The sequence below is a fragment of the Burkholderia sp. Cy-637 genome, assembly GCF_011753175.1.
Taxonomy (GTDB): domain Bacteria; phylum Pseudomonadota; class Gammaproteobacteria; order Burkholderiales; family Burkholderiaceae; genus Burkholderia; species Burkholderia gladioli.
In genome coordinates this window covers 125,097-142,827 of sequence record NZ_VWWC01000001.1, presented here as the reverse complement: position 1 = coordinate 142,827, position 17,731 = coordinate 125,097, and the positions used below count along the sequence as shown (strand labels likewise).

The following is a 17,731-nucleotide window of genomic DNA, read 5'->3' as shown; positions in this document are numbered from 1 at the left end:
CGCCGGCACCCGCGTCGCGTAAAATAAGCGGATCGATCCTCCGCATAAATATACGGAGGATATCTCCGCTTATCAACGGGAATTTTCGAGGGTGACCCAGGACAAGGAAAACGGCGTGCCGGCCCGCAAGCCGCGCGCCGACGGCGAACGCAATCGCCAGCGGCTGATCGAGGCGGCCAAGACCGTGTTCGCGGCCAAGGGCTCGAGCGCGAGCCTCGACGAGATCGCCCGCACAGCCGGGGTCGGGATCGGCACGCTGTACCGCCACTTCCCGACGCGCGACGCCTTGATCTCGGGCCTCTATCGCAACGAGACGACGCAGATGGCCGAGGCCGCCACGCGGCTGGCCGACACGCACGCGCCGGCCGAGGCGCTGCGCCAGTGGCTGCTGCTGTTCGTCGACTACATGGCGACCAAGCACGGCATGGCCGAGGTGCTGAACTCGGTGACGGGCGGCGTCGGCGCGCTTTACGCGGATTCGGCCACCTGCATCCTCGGGGCGCTGCAGGATCTCGTCGACCGCGCCACGGCGAGCGGCGAGATCCGCCTCGGGCTGGCGCCGATCGACGTGCTGCGCGCCATCGCCGGCGTGGGCACCGTGTCGAGCGAGCCGGGCTGGGAGAAATCGGCGCGCCAATTGGTGGACATCATCATGGCGGGAATTCGCGTGCGCTGAATCGGTTGCGTGGTCGGCGTCGATCGCGCGCCCCATCGCGACTCGTGGTTCAAGGCCGCCGCTTCAACAGATCGAAGCGGATCAGGCTTTGCGCGCTCGCCACCAGCGCCTCCTGCGCCGGGCGAGGTGCCCAGCCCAGCCATTCACGCGCCTTGTCGCCGCTGGCGCGACGCACGATACCGAGTTGCGGCGCCATGGCCCGCATCGCGGGCGACACCACGCCGAGCGCGCGCACCGCGAGATCCGGCAGGCGATGTCGCGGCACCCTGCCCGCGGCCGCGCCGAGCCGGCGCCGCAGGATCCCGGCCACCTCATGCAGGCTCAGCACCGGCCCCGATACCGCGATGAAGCGCTGCCCGTTCGCCCGCGGATCGCGCATCGCCCGCAGATGCAGGTCGGCGGCATCGCGCACGTCGACCACGCCGAACGCCAGCCTCGGCACCGCCGGCATCGCACCATCGAGCAGCGCCTTCAGCAAGCCGATCGAACTCGAATAATCCGCGCCCAGTACCGGGCCGAAGATCCCCACGGGATTCACCACCGCCAGCTCCAGCGCCCCGCCCTCGGTCTCGATGAAATCCCAGGCCGCGCGCTCGGCCAGCGTCTTCGAGCGGATGTAGGGCGTGACGTCGGGGCCGGCCAGGTCGGTCCAGTCGCGTTCGGTGCAAATCGCCTCGCGCGCGCCGTGCCCGTAGCCGATCGCCGCGAACGAGGAGGTCAGCACCACGCGCTTAACGCCCGCCTCGCGCGCGGCGCGCAGCACACGCAGGCTGCCGTCGCGAGCGGGCCGGACCAGCTCGTCCTCGTCGCGCGGTGGGCCGCCCGGGAACGGCGAGGCGATGTGCAGCACGTATTCGCACTCGCGCATCGCCTCGGCCCAACCCTCGTCGCGCATCAGATCCGTGACGGCGAATTCCAGCCCTTCGTCGCTTTGCGCGCCGCCCGCCGCGATCATCGCCCTCACCATCGAGGCTCGATCAGGATCCCGAATCGTCGCCCTTACCCGATATCCCTCGCGCAACAACTGCACGATCGCGTGCGCGCCCAGAAATCCCGATCCGCCTGTCACCAGCACCCGATTCATCACGCTCCCTGTGGTCCCGTTTCGATGCCGCGATACATGAAGTACGCGAACTGCTAGCATCCATTCTCGATGTCGGGCGAATTCCCGCAAGTACGATGTTTCAAGATACCGAGTATGGAAAACCAGACCATTGAGCGGCTGGAAGGCACGGATTGCCCGGATACCTGCGTACCGCAGGCCCGGACCATCGCGCGTTTCCAGGCCAGCATCGAAGCGGTGGCCGGCAAGTGGAAGATCGGCATTCTCTGCGCGCTGCTCGACGGCAAGCTGCGCTTCAGCGATCTGCGCCGCGCCCTGCCCGGCATCACCCAGCACATGCTGACGGTGCAGTTGCGCGACCTCGAAGCCAACGGGCTGCTGACGCGCACCGTCCACGCCGAGGTGCCGCCGCGCGTGGAATATGCGTTGACCGCGGCCTCGCTGGCCCTGCTGCCCGTGTTCCGCTCGCTGCGCGATTGGGCCGAGATCCACGGCGATGCGCTGCTGGCGCGCGGCGCCGAACCGAAAGCGCCGCGCAAGAACGCGGCGACACGGGAGAAAAAAGCGCGGCGGGATTAGACGGGGCGCCCTGGCGGGCAGCTCGTCTTCACTCGCCGGTCTGCCCACGCAGATAGGCCACGATGCCGGCCGGCGCATCGGGCGCGATCATCAGGTCCTGAGATGCCAGCGTCGCCTCGATTTCCGGCGCCATCCGCGCCAGCATCGCGCTTTCGTAATCGGCCAGCGCGGCCTCGATCGAGGCGAAACGATCCGAGCCCAGCCGTTGCGCGAGTTCGAACGCGTCGAGCATGGCGTGATTCGCGCCGCGTCCGGTGAAGGGCGGCATGATGTGCGCGGCATCGCCGAGCAGGGTCGCGCCGGTCGCCGGCAGCCACTGCTGCGCGGCCGGCATGCAGTAGAGCGGCCAGCGCTCGAAACCCGGTTCGGCATTCGCCAGCAAGCCGGTAAGCGTCGGCGACCAGCCGGAAAATTGCGCGAGCAGGTCCCGACGCACGCGCGCATCGTCCTGCCAGTCATAGGTGTCGCGCGCGCGCCAGCTTTCCTCCACACGCAACACCGCATAAACGCGGATCGTGCCGTCGCCATTGCGCTGCGCCATCAGCGCGCGATCGTCGCCAAGCGCCATCAGGCTGCCGCTGCCCACCAGGCCAGCGATCTCGGGATGCCGCAGATCGGCGTCAACGAGCCGGGCCTGCACGAAGGTCACGCCGCTGTAGACCGGCACCGCGGCGCTGCGCAGCGGGCGCACGCGCGACCAGCCGCCATCGCAGCCGAACAGCAGATCGGCATGCGCCGTCCCGCCCTGCACCGCCTCGCCTGGCGCGAACGCCAAGCGCCAGCCGCCCCCTTCGGCGCGTTCGACGCCGTCGAGCCGCGCATCCCAGATCACCGTCCCGGGCGCGAGCGAATCAAGCAGCAAGTCGCGCAGCGCGCCCCGGTCTATCTCGGGCTGCGACTGGGCCTCGTGCTCGGCAAGGGTTTCGAACTGCACGACAGCATGCCGGTCGAGAATCCGCGAGCACTGTCCATCGGGCCTCGCCCGCGCCCGGAAGGCATCGCCCAGGCCTGCCTGCCGCAAGGCGAGCTGCCCCGAATCCTCGTGCAGGTCGAGCGACCCGCCCTGCCCTCGCAACCGCCGCGAAGCGTCGCGCTCATAGACGCGCACATCCGCGCCGCGCATCTGCAGCAGCCGGGCCAGGGTCAGGCCGGCCGGGCCGGCACCGACGATCGCGATGCGTCGGCCGTGCAGCAAGGGCGGCACGCCGGAAGGCGCAACCCGTCGATTCGCCTCAGACATGCGCCATCCCTCCGTCGACGGTCAGGTCGGCGCCGGTGGTGAAGCTCGCCGCGGGCGAGAGCAGGAACAGCACCGCCGAGGCGACTTCCTCGGCCCGGCCCCACCGGCCCATCGGAATCAGCCGCTCGACATAGGCACGGATCTCGGGATTGGCGCTCGCCGTTTCGGTCAAGGGCGTCTCGATCGGCCCCGGCGACACCACGTTGACGCGGATGCGCCGCGCCATCAGTTCAGGCGAGGTGCCGGCGTTGCGCGCGAAGGCGCGGATGAAGCCCTTGCTGCCGGCATACAGCGGATCGCCCGGTTGACCGGCACGCCCCGCCACCGAGCCGACGAACACCACCGACGCTCCGTCGGCGAGCCAGGGCAGCGCATGCACGAAGCTGAAGACCGCGCCCTTCACGTTGACATCCATCAGCGCGTCGTAGCCGGCCGGATCCAGTTCGCCGATCTCGATGCCGGGGGACACGCCGGCATTGATCACCAGGCCATCCAGGCGGCCGTGGCGTGCGCCCAGCTCGCGCATCAGGCCGGCAATCGCGTCGGGACGCGACACGTCGACCGGCAGGCATTCACCGCGCCCGGCCAGTTCGGCCTCGACGGCCGACAACCTGGCGGCGTCGCGACCGGTCGCGAGCACCTGGGCGCCGGCATCGGCAAGGCGCAGCGCCACGGCGCGGCCGATGCCGCTGGAGGCGCCGGTCACCAGGATGACCCTTCGGGAAAGATCGGAAGATTCGGATGCTGCTAAGGAAAAGGCTGGCGTCATGGTCGGACTCATGTTATCAACAGGCGTTGATATCCTAACCATCCCGAGATAAATGTCAACGACTGTTGATAAAAAATCCAGCGCGCCCCGTGCGCCTCGTTTATCGGCCGCGCAAAGTCGCGAACGCATTCTCGACGCCGCGCGCCTGGCCTTCACGCGCGCCGGCTACGACACGGTCGGCGTGCGCGAGATCGCGGCCGAAGCCGGGGTCGACCCGGCCATGGTGCCGAGGCTGTTCGGTTCGAAGGAGAATTTGTTCGCGCTGATCGCCGACCAGGCGTTCGGGCTCGAGCCCGCATTCGAAGGGCCGCCCGACGGGCTCGGCGAGCGGGTCGCCCGGCACCTGCTCGGGCCGCTCGATACAGCCGAGCCGGAAGGTTTCGACGAATTCGCCTTCCTGCTGCGCTCGGTCGGCAGCCCGGCCGCCGCGCCGATCCTGTCGGCCGCGCTTCATCGGGACTTCGTCGCGGCATTGTCGGCGAGGCTCGGCGGTGCCGATGCCGAGGCGCGCGCCGCGCTGATCACGGCCTACGTGCTCGGCTTCGCGGTGCTGCGCGCGGGGCTGGGTTCGCCGGCGCTGGAGGCGGCGCAAGCCGAGCTGATCGCCGCCAAACTGGGGGCGGCGATCCAGGCTTGCGTGGACGGCTAGCGCAAGTTGCCCGGCAGCGGGTGATCGGGCAGGCCTGCTGCACCGCCTCGTCCGGATCAGGCCGACGGCTCGCCCTCGCCCGCCAGCCGCGCCGCCACGGCGACGATCACGGCCCGTTCATGCGCATCGAGATGATCGAGCAGATGGCGGCGCACCGCGCCCGCATGCACGGGCCGCGCCGCCGCGATCCGCTCGCGCCCTTCCACGGTGATGAGCACCAGCACGCCGCGCGCCTCGTCGGCCTGCCGGCGGACCACCAGTTCCCGCGCCTCCATGCGCGTGAGTTGATGCGAGAGCCGGCTCTTGTGCCAGCCCAGCGAGAGGGCGAGATCGCGTTGCGCGAGTTCGCCGCCGCCGAGGTCCTCTAGCCGCGACAGGATGCCGAAGTCGGCGCCCGACAAGCCCGTCTCGCGCTCGATCTCGGCGCCCACGCGCGCCAGCGCCTGCTCGCTCAGATGCTTCACCGCGCTCCAGACCGCCAGTTCGTCCGCCTGCAGGCGTGCCGTCGTTTTCTTACTCATAGTGCTTCACGGGAAAACGCCCCGCCATGGTGTCGAACATCGCACGATAGCCGGCTTTCGCCGCCTCGAACGCGGCGCTCGCGGTCGGGCCGTAACCGATCTCGTCGGCCTCTCCCGCCACCAGGGCAGCGAACACGGCATCGCAGTAGACCTCGAGGTCCACGCCATGCGCGGCACCGTCACCCGCCAGCGAGGTGCGCACTGCAGGCGGAATCAGCTCGACCACCGAGCAGGCGGTGTGCCGCAAGGCGAAGCGCAGGTTCATCGTGTAGCTGTGCAAGGCGGCCTTGCTGGCGCTGTAGACAGGCGCGAACGGTTGCGGCACGTAGGCACCGCCCGAGCTGACATTCACGATCGTCGCGGCACGGCGCTCGCTCAACAGCAAGGGCAGCAGCAGATGGTTCAGGTGGATCGGCCCCGACAGCAGCGTGTCGATCTCGGCCTGGCGCTGCGCCCAGGGCGCGTCGTCCTCGGCCAGGCCTACCCGGCGCTGGATGCCGGCGTTGTTGATCAGCACGTTCAGCGCGGACATCGACTCGCGCACTTGCGCGGCAAGCGCCTCTCGCGCGCAAGGATCGGCGATGTCGCTGGCCACGATATCCAGCCCCGGATGGTCGGCCGCCACGCGTTCGAGGCGGGCGCGATCGCGGCCGGTGATCGTGACGCGCGCGCCGCCTTCGAGAAAGCGCCGCGCAAGACCGAGACCGATGCCGGCGCCGCCACCGGTGATCAGGACACAGGCCGCTTCGATATCAATCGACATGATGCTCCCCCTTCAAGTTGATACGACAACCTGAAATATAGAAACACTAGGTTGTCACGTCAACTCAAAAATCCGGGGCTCGACGATCACGCCGGCGGCCAGCTCACGCCGGTCAGGCGCTCCGACTCGGCCCACAGCCTCGCCGCCACCTCGCGATCGAGCGCGGCCGCGCCGATCCTGGCCGGCCCGACCGGCCCGCGCAGCTCGAACACATGCCGTGGTCCGTAATACGCGCCGGGCCGCGCATCGGGCGAGGTCGCCGCGAACAAGGTGGGCAAGGCGCCGCCGGCTGCCGAATGCGAGATCAAGGGGCGCACGCCGGCCATCAGCGCCCGCGCGATCACCGCGCGGCGCACCCCGCCCAGGTTCGGCCCGGCACTCTGCAGGCCGGTGCGCGCGAAGCCGGGATGCGCCGAGGTCACCGTCAGCCCCCAGCCTCGCGCCTCGCTGCGCCGCTGCAACTCGAAGGCGAACAACTGCATCGCCAGCTTCGATTGCGCATAGGCCTGCCAAGGATCGTAGCGGCGCGTCCATTGCAGGTCGTCGAAGTGGATCGCCGCGCGCAGGCGATGTGCGAGGCTGCCGACCACCACCACGCGTGGCGCCGCGGCGCGACGCAAGGCCGGCAGCAGCCGCGCGCTCAGCGCGAAATGGGAAAGGTAATTGGTGCCGAACTGCAGCTCGAAACCGTCCGCCGTGGTGTGCCGCGTCGGCGGTGTCATCACGCCGGCGTTGTCGATCAGCAGGTCGATCGCCGCGTCGCCGGATTCGAACGGTTCGGCAAAGCGGCGGACCTGATCGAGACTGGCGAGATCCACGCGCCGGTATTCGACCTCGGCGCGCGGATGCGCGGCGCGAATCCGGCGCAAGGCCTCGGCACCCTTCGCGTCGTCGCGCCCGGCCAGCAACACGCGAGCACCGGCACCGGCCAGGGCCAGCGCGGTTTCCAGGCCGATCCCGCCGGTCGCGCCCGTCACCAGCGCAAAACGGCCGCGCTGGTCGGGGATGTCGGAAACGCGCCAGCTCATTGCCGCCTCCGCAGCGCGTCGAGCCCTTCGGGCAGCTTCGCGTCGTCGAATTGCGTGGACAGCGTGGTCGCGCGCCAGCGCGCGGCCTCCTCGGCGCGCTCCGCCTCGGCCTGCTCGGCGACATACAGCGCATCGCCGCCGAGCAGCAGGCGCGCCGGTACGTCCTCGCGCCGCGACAGCTCGACGATCAGCGCCGCGATCCGCGCCGGATCGCCGACCTCGTGCCCCGCGTAGGCGTCGAGCAGGGACAGCACCTGGCCCACCGAGGGCGCGTAGTCGGGCAGCAGGCCGTCGATACCCTGCCTGGCCTGCGCGGCCCAGTCGGTGCGCATGCCGCCGGGTTCGAGCGTGCACACGCGCACGCCGAACGGCGCGACTTCCTTGCCCAGCACGTCGCTGAAGCCGCCCACCGCCCACTTGGCGGCCTGGTAGGCGGACAGGCCGGCCGTCGAGCTGCGCCCGCCGACCGACGACACCTGGAACACATGGCCCGCGCGCTGCGCACGCATCACCGGCAGGGCCGCGCGCGTCAGATTGACGACGCCGAACAGGTTGGTCTCGACCTGGTCGCGAAAATCGGCCGGCGCCATCTGCTCGAACGGCGCGGTGTGGCCATAGCCGGCGTTGTTGACCAGCACGTCGAGGCGGCCGAAGGCGCTGCGCGCAAGCTCGACCGCCCGCGCGGCGGCGGCCTCGTCGGTCACGTCGAGCTCGACCGGCAGCAGATGATCGCCATGCCGGCGCTGCAGATCCGCGAGCCGCGAGGGATCGCGCGCCCCGGCCACCAGCCGGTCCCCCGCCGCCAGCACCGCTTCCGAAATCGCGCGCCCAAGCCCTCGCGCGGCCCCCGTCACCAACCAGACTTTCGACATGCCTGACTCCTTTCAATGAAATGAATGATTACTCACTCATTAATAAGCGGGATACGAGGCCCGATCGACCTTCGTATCCCGCCAGATTCCGTGACCATCGGCGCAAGCATCCATCGCGCCGCCCCGCTGCCCTCAATGCGCCTGCAAGGCCGCCCAGACCGCCTGGAAGCCGGCCTCGCGATAGGCTTCGTGCCGCCCCGGCTCCTGGGCGATGAAATCCATGGTGGTTTCCGCCATCGACGAGAACAGCGCGCCGCAGAACGCGAGCCGCTGCTCCTGCGGCAGCCCATCAGTGTTCGCCAGTTGCTCGCGGAAGATGTCGCGCACGGCGCAGAAGCCCTGCGCGCCGGCCACGCGATTGGCCTCCTCGATGCGCCCGCTGATATCGAGCTGGCGCATCGCGCGCCTTCCATCGGGATCGGCGACGCCCCACGACACATAGGCGTTCCAGGCATGCCGGGCACGTTGCTCGGCACTGCCCTCGAACGGGAACTCGCCCATCATCGCGGTGCGCAGCCCGTCCTTCAGATGCAGGTACAAGGCATTGAGCAGCGCGTCCTTGCTCTCGAAATAGGTAAACACGGTGCCCTCGGCGACGCCCGCGAGTCGCGCGATACGCGCCGTGGTGGCGCTCGCGCCATGTTCGGCCAGCGCGCGCGCCGCGGCGTCGAGGATCGCTTCGTGTTTGTCGAGACTGCGGGGACGTGCCAAAACCTTGCCGCCTTTAAATGAGTGATTGCTCAATCATAGAGATCGGCGCTTTCGCGCGCAAGCGAAAATTCTCCCCTTCATTCATCGGAACAATCAGGCCGGATACGCCGGCGCCGTGCTCGCCATGACGGCTCGCGCGGCGCCGGTTCGCTCAGGCGGCGAGCCGCGCGAGCAGTTCGCCGAGTTGCCTGGTGCCGATCTCCGCCAACGGTTGCAGCGGCAGGCGCGGCTCACCCGCCTCGAAGCCCTGCACGCGCAGCCCTGCCTTGATGGTGGTCGGCAGGCCGCCCTTCAGGATGAAGTCGAGCAGCGGCAGTTGGCGGTAGAACAGCTCGCGGGCCCGCGCGAGCTCCCCCGCCACCACGGCCTGGTAGAGCGCCAGCGTCAGTTGCGGGATCAGGTTCGGCGCGGCCGTGCACCAGCCCGTCGCGCCGGCGCAGAACGCCTCCAGCGCGAGCGGATTGCTGCCGTTGTAGAACGGGATGGTGTCGTCCGAGATCTGGCGCAGCGCATGCATGCGCTGGATGTCGCCGCTGCTCTCCTTGACCATCGTCACGTTGCCGATCTCGCGCACCAGCCGCGCGATGAAGGCCGGCTGCATGTCGATGCCGCTCGTGGCCGGGTTGTTGTAGACCATCACCGGGATGCCGATCGCCTCGGCGATGCTCGCGTAGTGGCGGAAGATCTCGGCCTCGCCGAGCTTCCAGTACGAGATCGGCAGCACCATCACCGCGTCGGCGCCGGCCTGCTCGGCGAAGCGCGCGCGCCGCACCGCGTTGCGCGTGGTCAGGTCGGAGATGCCGACCACCACCGGCACGCGCCGCGCCACCTGGGCGATCGAGGCCTCGGCGGCCTGGTCCCATTCCTCGTCGTCGAGATAGGCGCTTTCGCCGGTGCTGCCGAGCGGCGCGATCGCGTGCACGCCGGCCGCGATCAGCCGTTCGATGCCGGCGCGCAAGGCGGCGCTGTCGATGCCGCCGGTCTGCCGGTCGAACGGCGTGACCGGGTACGCGATGATGCCCTTGAACGATTGCGATGCCATCTGCGGGTTCCTCGTTGGGAGTGCTATCTAATGAAGTGAGAAAAAATGCGATCCGGCGTCCCGGCTCAGGCCAGGCAGTCGCGATGCGCGCGCAGGGCGCGGCGCGCGTAATAGTCGAAGGTGACGGCATGGCGCTTGGGCGTGGTGATCCAGTCGTGCGCCTCCCTGGCCAGCGCCTCGGGAATCGGCCGGATCGTTCCGGCGGCCTGCGCCAGCAATTGCAGGCGCGCCGCGCGCTCCATCAGCAGCGCCAGCACGCAGGCCTCCTCGATGGTCTTGCCGGTCACCAGCATGCCGTGATGGGCCAGCAGCACGGCGCGCTTGTCGCCGAGCGCGGCCGAGATGATCTCGCCTTCCTCGTTGCCGACCGGCACGCCGGGCCAGGTCTCGAGGAAGGCGCAATCGTCGTGCAGCGGGCACATGTCCATGTGCGAGACCGCCAGCGGCAGCTCCAGCATCGACAGCGCCGACACGTGCACGGGATGGGTGTGGATGATGCAGTTGACGTCGGGCCGCGCGCGATAGATCCAGGTATGGAAGCGGTTGGCCGGGTTCGGGATGCCCTCGCCGCCGATCGTCTTCAGGTCCTGGTCGACCAGCAGCAGGTTCTGCTCGGTGATCTCGTCGAAGCCCTGCCCGAAGGGCTGGGTGTAATAGGTGTCGCGATCCTCGGCGCGCGCGGTGATCTGGCCCGCGAGCCCCGAATCGTGGCCGCCATCAAATAGAATGCGGCAGGTCAGTGCCAGTTTCTGTCGAGGCGACCAGTCGCGCGACGACAGCGCGGTATCGAGTTGCTGGTGCGAGCGGGCGACCAGCTCGGACTTCGACAAGTGCAGGGTTTCAGGCATTCCGGTTCTCCTGGTTGAGCGGCCGTGGCAGCGGCGGACATCGGGTGATCGAGAGCAAGGACAAGGACAAGGACAAGTCGTCGAGTACACGACGGGTAGTATATGACACATCGTGTCATTTGATGCCGGATTTTTTGGAGAGATACGCGTGGGCGCCATTCGCCTGAAGTTGTTGCGCAAGCAGCTTGGTTTGAGCCTGCAGGACCTGGCCGAGCGCGCCGGCCTGACCAAGAGTTACCTGTCGAAGGTCGAGCGCGGCCTGAGCACGCCCTCGGTGGCGGTCGCGATGCAGCTGGCCACCGCCCTGCATGTGGAGGTGGGCCAGTTGTTCGCGTCCGACGAGGACGAGAAGGCGATCACGGTGGTGCGCGCCGGCGAGCGGATCCGCATGGGCGGCGGCAGCGAGGACGGCGCCTCGGCCGGCTACGAGGTGATCGCCGCCGAGGCGGGACGCAAGCGCCTGCTGCCCTTCATGCTGCATCCCCGGCATGATTTCTCGTCCTCGGAGTTTCGCGAGCACGCGGGCGAGGAATTCCTGTTCGTGCACAGCGGCAGGATCGAGATCGATTTCGCCTCGCAGAAGGTCACGCTCGGCACCGGCGACGCGGTGTATTTCAATGCGCAGGTGCCGCATCGGATCCGCTCGCTGGGCGCGAGGACAGCGCAGGTGCTGCTGGTGATCAGCGGCGACGAACTGTCGGCCGCGGAGCAGCACGCGGCCGACTGAGCCGCTGCCGGCCCCGGCGGCCGGAACCATCGCACGCGCGCGCCGCGCCCGCCGGCGCGCCGCCTCCCCCGCTTTCACGAGCCGGATCGCCGGCTCGCCTCGCCCGCATTTTTGTGCAGCAGGCTCGGCGAATCCTGCAGCCGCGCCCGTGAGCCCCGCCGAATAATGGCCCTGCATCGACACGCCGCCCGCCGGCCCGGCACGCCCGGGCGCCCCGGCAACGGGCAGCCGGCATCCCGCCAGCCGATCCGCAGAAACCGCCATCGACATCATGAAACACACCCTGATCATCAACGCATCCCAGCACTACCCGGGCTGGGCCAACGGCACGCTGAACCGCACCATGGCCGACACCATCCGCGAGGAAATGACGCGACACGGTCACGAGGTCGAACAGACCGTGATCGAAAACGGCTACGACGCCGGGGAGGAAGTGGAAAAGCACCTGCGCGCGGACCTGATCGTGCTGCAGACGCCGGTCTACTGGTTCGGCGCGCCGTGGATCTACAAGAAATACGCCGACGAGGTGTTCAACGCCGGCCTCGCCGACCAGCGCCTGCTGGCCGACGACGGCCGCACCCGCAGCGACCCGTCGAAACAATACGGCACCGGCGGGCGCATGCAGGGCAAGCGCTACATGCTGTCGCTGACCTGGAACGCGCCGCGCGCCGCCTTCGACGATCCCGACCAGTACCTGTTCACCGGCCGCTCGGTCGACGACGTGTTCATCGCCAACACCACCAATTACCGCTTCTGCGGTGCCGAGATCCTGCCGGCCTTCTCCTGCTTCGACGTGATCAAGGCGCCGCGCGTGGACGAGGACATCGCGCGCCTGCGCGAGCACCTGGCGCGCGTGGCCGCCTGAGCGGCGCGTTCAGCCCAGCACCATCTCGACGAAGCGCTGCGCCGGCAGCGGCACCTCGCCGAGCCGGTGCGCGATGCCGAGCTCCCACTTGCGGCGGCTGGCCGGCACGTAGCGCAAGGTCACGCCCTCGATCGAGAAACGCGCCACCGAGGCCGGCACCAGCGAGATGCCCTGCCCCGCGGCCACCAGCGCCTGCACCGCATGGAACTCGCCGGCTTCCTGCACGATCCTCGGCCGGATCCCGTGATGTTCGTACAAGGCCATCACGGCCGCATGGAAACCGGGCGCGCGATCGCGCGCGATCAGCACCAGCGGCCGCTCGCCCACGCTCTTCATCGACACCGCCCGATCGGCCAGCGGGAAATCCCGCGGCAGCACGAAGGCGGGATAGTCGCTGGCGAGCCGATGCTGGCGCAGCCGGCGGTCTCGCGTCAGGCGCATGAAGGCGACGTCGAGCGAGCCGTCGGCGAGCGCTTTGGCCTGCTCGATCGACGGCATGTCGCTCACCTGCACGCGCACCTCGGGATAACGCTCGCGAAACGCCGGCACGGTGGTGGCGACCAGGTCGATCGCCCAGGAACCGAAGCCGATCCGCAGCTCGCCCAGCTCGCCGGCCGCGATGCGGCGCCCGCGCTCCAGCACCGCATCGGCGTGCTCCACCAGCCGGCGCGCTTCCTGGGCGAACAGGCGGCCCAGCTCGGTCAGTTGCGCGCCGTGCCGGCCGCGCGAGAACAGGCTGCCGCCGAGCTGCGCCTCGAGCTTGCCGAGCTGGCGGCTCAGCGCCGGCTGGGACAGGTTCAGCAGCGACGAGGTGCGGCCGAAATTCGGCGTCTCGACCAGGGCCAGGAAGGCGCGAAGCAGGTTGATTTCCATGCGCGAAACGTATCACGGTGCGCCATAAATGTCATTGGACGCATCGATCGGCAAGCCGTGTAATGAGCGCTCCTCCACTTCCGCGCCCCGCTTGCCGCTCGCCCGATGAACAATATCCTCACCGCCTCCGGCTGGGCCTTCGGCCTGCTCGAAACCGGCGCCGACGGCCGGATCGCCGCGATCCGCGCCAGGCCGGTCGGCGCGCCCCTGCCCGGCTACGGCTACCTGCTGCCGGGTTTCGTCGACCTGCACGTGCACGGCGCGGGCGGGGTCGACCTGATGGACGGCGGCGAGGCCGCGCAACAGGTGGCCGCCTCGCTCGCGGCCAGCGGCACCACGGCCTTCCTGGCGACCACCATGACAGCGCCGGAAGCCGAGCTGCGCGAGGCCACCGCCGCGATCGGCCGCGTCGAGCGCCGCGAGCGGCCGGCGCATTGCGCGCGCCTGCTCGGCGTCCATCTCGAAGGCCCGTTCCTCAACCCGGGGCAGCTCGGCGCGCAGCCGCCGCATGCGCGCCGGGCACGGGACGGCGAGATCGACACGCTGCTCGCGCTCGCCAGCGTGCGCCTGGTGACGCTCGCGCCCGAACTGGAGGGGCAGCTCGACACGATCCGCCGGCTGGTCCGGCGCGGCATCCGCGTCCAGCTCGGCCATTCGAGCGGCAGCTACGAGCAGGGCGTGGCCGCGCTGCAATGCGGCGCGAGTGGCTTCGCCCACCTGTTCAACGCCATGAGCGGGATGCATCATCGCGCCCCGGGCCTGGTGGGCGCGGCGCTTGCCCATGCCGAATACGCCGAGATGATCCCCGACCTCGCCCATCTTCACGCCGGCGCGATGCGCGCCGCGCTGCGCGCGATCCCCCGGCTCTATTGCGTGAGCGACGCCTGCGCGGCCACCGGCATGCCCGATGGCGCCTACCGGCTGGGCGCGCAGCGCGTGTTCCGGCGCCCGGGCCAGGCCGGCGCGCGGCTCGCCGACGGCCGGCTGGCCGCCAGCACGCTGACCCTGGACGCGGCGCTGCGCAACCTGGTGAAGCTCGGGCTGTCGATCGCCGACGCCTCGGACCGCGTCTCGCGCTTTCCGGCCGACTTCCTCGGCCTGCCCGAGCGCGGCCGGCTCGCGCCCGGCGCCTGGGCCGACACGGTGCGCCTCGATCCGGAACTGCGCGTGGAGGCCGTCACCATCGAGGGACGCACGGTGACGCGCGCGGCACCCTCGCGCCGACAGCCGCCCGAAAGCCGGCCAGAAAACCGGCCCGACCCGCAGCCCTGCACCGAAGCCGGGCATGTTTAGCCGCCAGCCGCGCAACAAGCCGCCGAACGGCGTGTTTCGGCATTTGCGCTGCCCCATTGCGCAACGCGAATGCACGGAACCCGCCAAAACCGTGCACACTTAGCACTTTCCGCTGCACCGCGGCACCGGTGCATCAGCCGTTCGTTCAACGCTCATCGACTTTGACCGCGAACCACCCATGACGAATCAGCACAACCAGCCCGCACAAGACCAACCCGTCGACATGATCATCTTCGGCGGCGGCGGCGACCTCGCAGCACGCAAGCTGCTGCCCGCGCTCTACATGGCGCACCTGCACCGCAACCTGCCGGCCGAGACGCGCATCATCGCGGTCGGCCGCCGCGACTGGGGCATCGACGGCTACCGCAAGTTCATGGAGGAGCAATCGCGGCCCTTCATCGACGGCAAGGCCTTCGACCAGCAGGCCTGGGACCGCTTCCTGGACCTGTTCCAGTACGTGCTGATCGACGTCAACGAGGCCGGCGACTACCAGCGCCTGGCCGAAGCCTCCCGCAAGGAAGCGATCCGCGTGTTCTACCTGTCGACCTCGCCGGAGCTGTTCACCACCATCTGCGACAACCTCTCGAGCGCGGGCGTGCTCAACGAGCGCTCGCGCGTGGTGCTGGAGAAGCCGCTCGGTCACGACCTGGCCTCGGCCCAGGCGATCAACAACGACGTCGGCCGCCATTTCGCGGAATCGCAGATCTACCGGATCGACCACTACCTCGGCAAGGAAACGGTGCAGAACCTGATGGTGCTGCGCTTCGGCAACCCGATCTTCGGGCCGCTGTGGCAGGCGCCGTACATCCGCAGCGTGCAGATCACGGTGGCCGAGACGGTGGGCGTGGGCAGCCGCGCCGGCTTCTACGACCACACCGGCGCGCTGCGCGACATGGTGCAGAACCACCTGCTGCAGCTGCTGTGCATCGTCGCGATGGAGCCCCCGGTCTCGCTGGACCCGGACGCGGTGCGCGACGAGAAGCTGAAGGTGCTGCGCTCGCTGCGGCCGATGACGCCGGCCGACATCGCGCGCGACACGGTGCGCGGCCAGTACGCGGCGGGCGCGGTGGACGGCCAGCCGGTGAAGGGCTACCTCGAGGAGGACAACGTGCCGCCCGACAGCCGCAACGAGACCTTCGTCGCGCTGCGCGCCTACATCAACAACTGGCGCTGGGCCAACGTGCCGTTCTTCCTGCGTACCGGCAAGCGGCTGCAGAAGCGCCAGTCGGAGATCGTCATCGAGTTCGCCGACCTGCCCTTCTCGATCATCCCCGACGGCCCGCGCCACTACAGCAACCGCCTGGTGATCCAGCTCCAGCCGGAAGAGTCGATCCAGTTGCAGATGCTGGCCAAGGAGCCGGGCAGCGGCATGAACATGGTGCCCGTGAGCCTGAACCTCGACCTGCAGCAGGCGATCCCGGAACGCCGCGCCGAAGCCTACGAGCGCCTGCTGATCGACGTGATCCGCGGCCGCCTCACGCACTTCATGCGCCGCGACGAGCTGGAAGCCGCCTGGGCCTGGATCGAGCCGATCCTCGACGGCTGGCAGCAGCCGGGCGACCGGCCGCGCCTCTACACGGCGGGCACCTACGGGCCGGCCGCCTCGTCGGCCTTGCTCGCGCGGGACAACATGTCCTGGGCCGAGGAGGCCTGAGCATCGGCGGCCGCCGAAGGCCGCCGCCCGATCCGCTGCGTCGATCGACCAGCCGGCCCGTCGCGGCCGGCTTTTTTACGTCGTCGTTCGTTTAGGATCGCCAATCGTGTGCGGCAAGCCGCGCCAGGTCGCGCACGCGCGCCGCCTAGATCGCCATCCCGCCGTCGATCGTCAGGCTCGAACCCGTCATGTAGCTCGATTCGGCGCTGGCCAGCCAGGCCACCAGCGCGGCGATCTCGTCGGCGTCGGCGGCGCGCTGCAGCGGGATCCGCGAGCGGATCGCCTCGATGTGCTCGGCCGTCATGTCGGTGACGGTCGGCCCCGGCTGCACGTTGTTGATGGTGATGCCGCGCGGCGCGAGATCGATCGCGATGCCCTTAACCATCACCGCCACCGCGGCCTTGGTCATCGAATAGACGCTCGAGCCGGGATAGTTGGTGCGCTCCGCCGTGTTGCTGCCGATCGTGACGATCCGGCCGCCCTGCTGCAGATGCCCGAGCGCGGCCTGGATCGAGAGGAACACGCCGCGCACGTTGACGGCCAGCATCTGGTCCAGGTCCTCGACGGAAAATGCCGCCACGTCGGCGATCCGCAGGATGCCCGCGTTGACCACCACGATGTCGAGCCCGCCGAAGGCAGCCGCCGCCTGGTCGGCCGCGGCGCGGATCTCCTCGGCACGGGCGCTGTCGGCGCGGATCGCCAGCGCGCGACGCCCCATCGACTCGATCTCGGCAACCACCTCGGCCGCCTTGTCGGGCGCCGACACATAGGTCAGCGCGACGTCGGCGCCGTGGCGCGCGAGCCGGCGCGCGATCGCCGCGCCGATACCGCGCGAACCGCCGAACACGATGGCACGGCGTTGCTGCAAGGGACTGGTATTCATGCTGCGCTCCTTTCTGGATTATTCAGTCAAAAACTGACCATAAAAATGCCGGCCACGTCGGCCGGCTGGTTTCAAGCCGCTTGGTCAGACCTTCAGGCTCGCAGGCGCTCCACCGCGAAACGCGCGATCCCGCGCAGGCTGTCCGCCGCGATGCCCGCGCGCGCCGCCACCTGGATCCCCTGCATGGTGACCTGGACGTAGCTCGCGGCCTGGCTCGCATCGAGTTCGGCCTCGATCTCGCCGTCCCGCTGCCCTTCGCGGATACGCTCGACCAGGGCCGCGTCGAGCACCGGCCCGAGCCGCTCGCGCATGGCATTCAGCTCGGGATCGCGCCCGCCGAATTCGCAGATCGCGTTCACGCCCATGCAGCCGGGCACCTGCTGATCGCAGCCGTCGTCGATCAGCCCGGCGAGCACCGCCTCGATACCGGCGAGCGGCGACGCCGCGCTCTTCAGGCGCGTCAGATGCGTGGAGACATTGCGCTGCGAATAACGCAGCAGCGCCTCGAGGTAGAGCTTGCGCTTGTCGCCGAAGGCGTTGTACAGGCTCTGCCGGCCGATCTGCATCGCGTCCAGCAGGTCGTCGGTCGACGTCGCCGCGTAACCCTGCTCCCAGAACACGCGCAGCGCGCGGTCCAGCACCTCGTCTCGATCGAATTCCCTGGGTCTGACCATG

20 protein-coding genes are annotated in these 17,731 nt (G+C 69.4%); 7 read left to right on the top strand and 13 right to left on the bottom strand.

Annotation, left to right across the window (positions count from 1 at the left end; genetic code table 11):
• Positions 1–91: 91 nt before the first annotated feature.
• A complete protein-coding gene (locus tag F3J10_RS00615; protein WP_166911129.1) occupies positions 92–676 on the top strand; it encodes a TetR/AcrR family transcriptional regulator in 585 nt (194 codons plus the stop codon).
• Positions 677–725: 49 nt separating this feature from the next.
• On the opposite strand, the gene F3J10_RS00610 is transcribed toward F3J10_RS00615, so the two are convergent.
• Positions 726–1,760, bottom strand: a complete 1,035-nt coding sequence (locus F3J10_RS00610) for an aldehyde reductase (RefSeq protein ID WP_166911131.1) — start codon at positions 1,758–1,760, stop codon at positions 726–728.
• 69 nt (positions 1,761–1,829) lie between these two features.
• On the opposite strand from F3J10_RS00610, the gene F3J10_RS00605 reads away from it, so the two are divergent.
• Entirely contained in the window at positions 1,830–2,318 is a 489-nt protein-coding gene (locus tag F3J10_RS00605) for a helix-turn-helix domain-containing protein (protein WP_240155291.1), read from the top strand.
• Between the two features lie 28 nt (positions 2,319–2,346).
• Here F3J10_RS00605 and F3J10_RS00600 read toward each other — a convergent pair whose 3' ends face one another.
• A complete protein-coding gene (locus F3J10_RS00600; protein ID WP_167240552.1) occupies positions 2,347–3,558 on the bottom strand; it encodes an NAD(P)/FAD-dependent oxidoreductase in 1,212 nt (403 codons plus the stop codon).
• Complete coding sequence (locus F3J10_RS00595) at positions 3,551–4,327, bottom strand: SDR family oxidoreductase (protein WP_167232847.1); 777 nt, start codon at positions 4,325–4,327, stop codon at positions 3,551–3,553. The genes F3J10_RS00600 and F3J10_RS00595 overlap by 8 nt, the downstream gene beginning before the upstream one ends.
• A 52-nt stretch (positions 4,328–4,379) precedes the next feature.
• Here F3J10_RS00595 and F3J10_RS00590 point away from each other — a divergent pair, with 52 nt between their 5' ends.
• Complete coding sequence (locus tag F3J10_RS00590; RefSeq protein ID WP_166911137.1) at positions 4,380–4,976, top strand: TetR family transcriptional regulator; 597 nt, start codon at positions 4,380–4,382, stop codon at positions 4,974–4,976.
• Between the two features lie 56 nt (positions 4,977–5,032).
• On the opposite strand, the gene F3J10_RS00585 is transcribed toward F3J10_RS00590, so the two are convergent.
• From F3J10_RS00585 to F3J10_RS00555, 7 genes are all read right to left on the bottom strand, one after another.
• Positions 5,033–5,497, bottom strand: a complete 465-nt coding sequence (locus F3J10_RS00585; protein ID WP_025096696.1) for a MarR family transcriptional regulator — start codon at positions 5,495–5,497, stop codon at positions 5,033–5,035.
• A complete protein-coding gene (locus F3J10_RS00580; RefSeq protein WP_167240550.1) occupies positions 5,490–6,260 on the bottom strand; it encodes an SDR family NAD(P)-dependent oxidoreductase in 771 nt (256 codons plus the stop codon). The genes F3J10_RS00585 and F3J10_RS00580 overlap by 8 nt, the downstream gene beginning before the upstream one ends.
• A gap of 86 nt (positions 6,261–6,346) precedes the next feature.
• A complete protein-coding gene (locus tag F3J10_RS00575) occupies positions 6,347–7,288 on the bottom strand; it encodes an SDR family oxidoreductase (RefSeq protein ID WP_036040109.1) in 942 nt (313 codons plus the stop codon).
• Positions 7,285–8,160 carry an SDR family NAD(P)-dependent oxidoreductase gene (locus F3J10_RS00570; RefSeq protein WP_166911143.1) on the bottom strand — a complete coding sequence of 292 codons (876 nt, stop codon included), beginning with the start codon at positions 8,158–8,160 and terminating at the stop codon, positions 7,285–7,287. Before F3J10_RS00570 ends, F3J10_RS00575 begins: the two co-directional genes overlap by 4 nt.
• 132 nt (positions 8,161–8,292) lie before the next feature.
• On the bottom strand, positions 8,293–8,871 hold the full coding sequence (locus F3J10_RS00565) for a TetR/AcrR family transcriptional regulator (protein ID WP_167240547.1): 579 nt from the start codon (positions 8,869–8,871) through the stop codon (positions 8,293–8,295).
• A 151-nt stretch (positions 8,872–9,022) separates the two neighbouring features.
• On the bottom strand, positions 9,023–9,913 hold the full coding sequence (locus tag F3J10_RS00560) for a dihydrodipicolinate synthase family protein (RefSeq protein WP_167240545.1): 891 nt from the start codon (positions 9,911–9,913) through the stop codon (positions 9,023–9,025).
• Between the two features lie 65 nt (positions 9,914–9,978).
• The gene (locus F3J10_RS00555; RefSeq protein ID WP_013698406.1) at positions 9,979–10,761 is read right to left on the bottom strand and encodes an aldolase; all 783 of its coding nucleotides are present in this window, start codon (positions 10,759–10,761) and stop codon (positions 9,979–9,981) included.
• Between the two features lie 148 nt (positions 10,762–10,909).
• Here F3J10_RS00555 and F3J10_RS00550 point away from each other — a divergent pair, with 148 nt between their 5' ends.
• Entirely contained in the window at positions 10,910–11,488 is a 579-nt protein-coding gene (locus F3J10_RS00550; RefSeq protein ID WP_167240543.1) for an XRE family transcriptional regulator, read from the top strand.
• Between the two features lie 271 nt (positions 11,489–11,759).
• Positions 11,760–12,353 (top strand): NAD(P)H-dependent oxidoreductase, encoded by a 594-nt coding sequence (locus F3J10_RS00545; protein ID WP_025096690.1) that lies wholly within the window; start codon positions 11,760–11,762, stop codon positions 12,351–12,353.
• A gap of 9 nt (positions 12,354–12,362) precedes the next feature.
• Here the strand turns inward: F3J10_RS00545 and F3J10_RS00540 are convergent, their stop codons facing one another.
• A complete protein-coding gene (locus tag F3J10_RS00540; protein WP_167240541.1) occupies positions 12,363–13,226 on the bottom strand; it encodes a LysR family transcriptional regulator in 864 nt (287 codons plus the stop codon).
• A gap of 105 nt (positions 13,227–13,331) precedes the next feature.
• On the opposite strand from F3J10_RS00540, the gene F3J10_RS00535 reads away from it, so the two are divergent.
• Positions 13,332–14,519, top strand: a complete 1,188-nt coding sequence (locus tag F3J10_RS00535) for an N-acetylglucosamine-6-phosphate deacetylase (RefSeq protein ID WP_167240539.1) — start codon at positions 13,332–13,334, stop codon at positions 14,517–14,519.
• A gap of 178 nt (positions 14,520–14,697) precedes the next feature.
• Positions 14,698–16,173, top strand: coding sequence for a glucose-6-phosphate dehydrogenase (zwf, locus tag F3J10_RS00530; RefSeq protein WP_025096687.1), 1,476 nt, complete (start codon positions 14,698–14,700; stop codon positions 16,171–16,173).
• A 145-nt stretch (positions 16,174–16,318) separates the two neighbouring features.
• Here zwf and F3J10_RS00525 read toward each other — a convergent pair whose 3' ends face one another.
• A complete protein-coding gene (locus tag F3J10_RS00525) occupies positions 16,319–17,056 on the bottom strand; it encodes an SDR family oxidoreductase (RefSeq protein WP_080741926.1) in 738 nt (245 codons plus the stop codon).
• A 92-nt stretch (positions 17,057–17,148) separates the two neighbouring features.
• Complete coding sequence (locus F3J10_RS00520; RefSeq protein ID WP_167240536.1) at positions 17,149–17,730, bottom strand: TetR/AcrR family transcriptional regulator; 582 nt, start codon at positions 17,728–17,730, stop codon at positions 17,149–17,151.
• Position 17,731: the final 1 nt, after the last annotated feature.

What these genes read in the sequence shown, in the direction of transcription:
- F3J10_RS00580 (WP_167240550.1), bottom strand. Translation starts at nt 6,260, where the DNA reads ATGTCGATTGATATCGAAGCGGCCTGTGTCCTGATCACCGGTGGCGGC.
- F3J10_RS00575 (WP_036040109.1), bottom strand. Translation starts at nt 7,288, where the DNA reads ATGAGCTGGCGCGTTTCCGACATCCCCGACCAGCGCGGCCGTTTTGCG.
- F3J10_RS00605 (WP_240155291.1), top strand. Translation starts at nt 1,830, where the DNA reads ATGTCGGGCGAATTCCCGCAAGTACGATGTTTCAAGATACCGAGTATG.
- F3J10_RS00600 (WP_167240552.1), bottom strand. Translation starts at nt 3,558, where the DNA reads ATGTCTGAGGCGAATCGACGGGTTGCGCCTTCCGGCGTGCCGCCCTTG.
- F3J10_RS00570 (WP_166911143.1), bottom strand. Translation starts at nt 8,160, where the DNA reads ATGTCGAAAGTCTGGTTGGTGACGGGGGCCGCGCGAGGGCTTGGGCGC.
- F3J10_RS00560 (WP_167240545.1), bottom strand. Translation starts at nt 9,913, where the DNA reads ATGGCATCGCAATCGTTCAAGGGCATCATCGCGTACCCGGTCACGCCG.
- F3J10_RS00545 (WP_025096690.1), top strand. Translation starts at nt 11,760, where the DNA reads ATGAAACACACCCTGATCATCAACGCATCCCAGCACTACCCGGGCTGG.
- F3J10_RS00590 (WP_166911137.1), top strand. Translation starts at nt 4,380, where the DNA reads ATGTCAACGACTGTTGATAAAAAATCCAGCGCGCCCCGTGCGCCTCGT.
- F3J10_RS00540 (WP_167240541.1), bottom strand. Translation starts at nt 13,226, where the DNA reads ATGGAAATCAACCTGCTTCGCGCCTTCCTGGCCCTGGTCGAGACGCCG.
- F3J10_RS00610 (WP_166911131.1), bottom strand. Translation starts at nt 1,760, where the DNA reads ATGAATCGGGTGCTGGTGACAGGCGGATCGGGATTTCTGGGCGCGCAC.
- F3J10_RS00585 (WP_025096696.1), bottom strand. Translation starts at nt 5,497, where the DNA reads ATGAGTAAGAAAACGACGGCACGCCTGCAGGCGGACGAACTGGCGGTC.
- F3J10_RS00535 (WP_167240539.1), top strand. Translation starts at nt 13,332, where the DNA reads ATGAACAATATCCTCACCGCCTCCGGCTGGGCCTTCGGCCTGCTCGAA.
- F3J10_RS00555 (WP_013698406.1), bottom strand. Translation starts at nt 10,761, where the DNA reads ATGCCTGAAACCCTGCACTTGTCGAAGTCCGAGCTGGTCGCCCGCTCG.
- F3J10_RS00595 (WP_167232847.1), bottom strand. Translation starts at nt 4,327, where the DNA reads ATGACGCCAGCCTTTTCCTTAGCAGCATCCGAATCTTCCGATCTTTCC.
- zwf (WP_025096687.1), top strand. Translation starts at nt 14,698, where the DNA reads ATGACGAATCAGCACAACCAGCCCGCACAAGACCAACCCGTCGACATG.
- F3J10_RS00525 (WP_080741926.1), bottom strand. Translation starts at nt 17,056, where the DNA reads ATGAATACCAGTCCCTTGCAGCAACGCCGTGCCATCGTGTTCGGCGGT.
- F3J10_RS00520 (WP_167240536.1), bottom strand. Translation starts at nt 17,730, where the DNA reads ATGGTCAGACCCAGGGAATTCGATCGAGACGAGGTGCTGGACCGCGCG.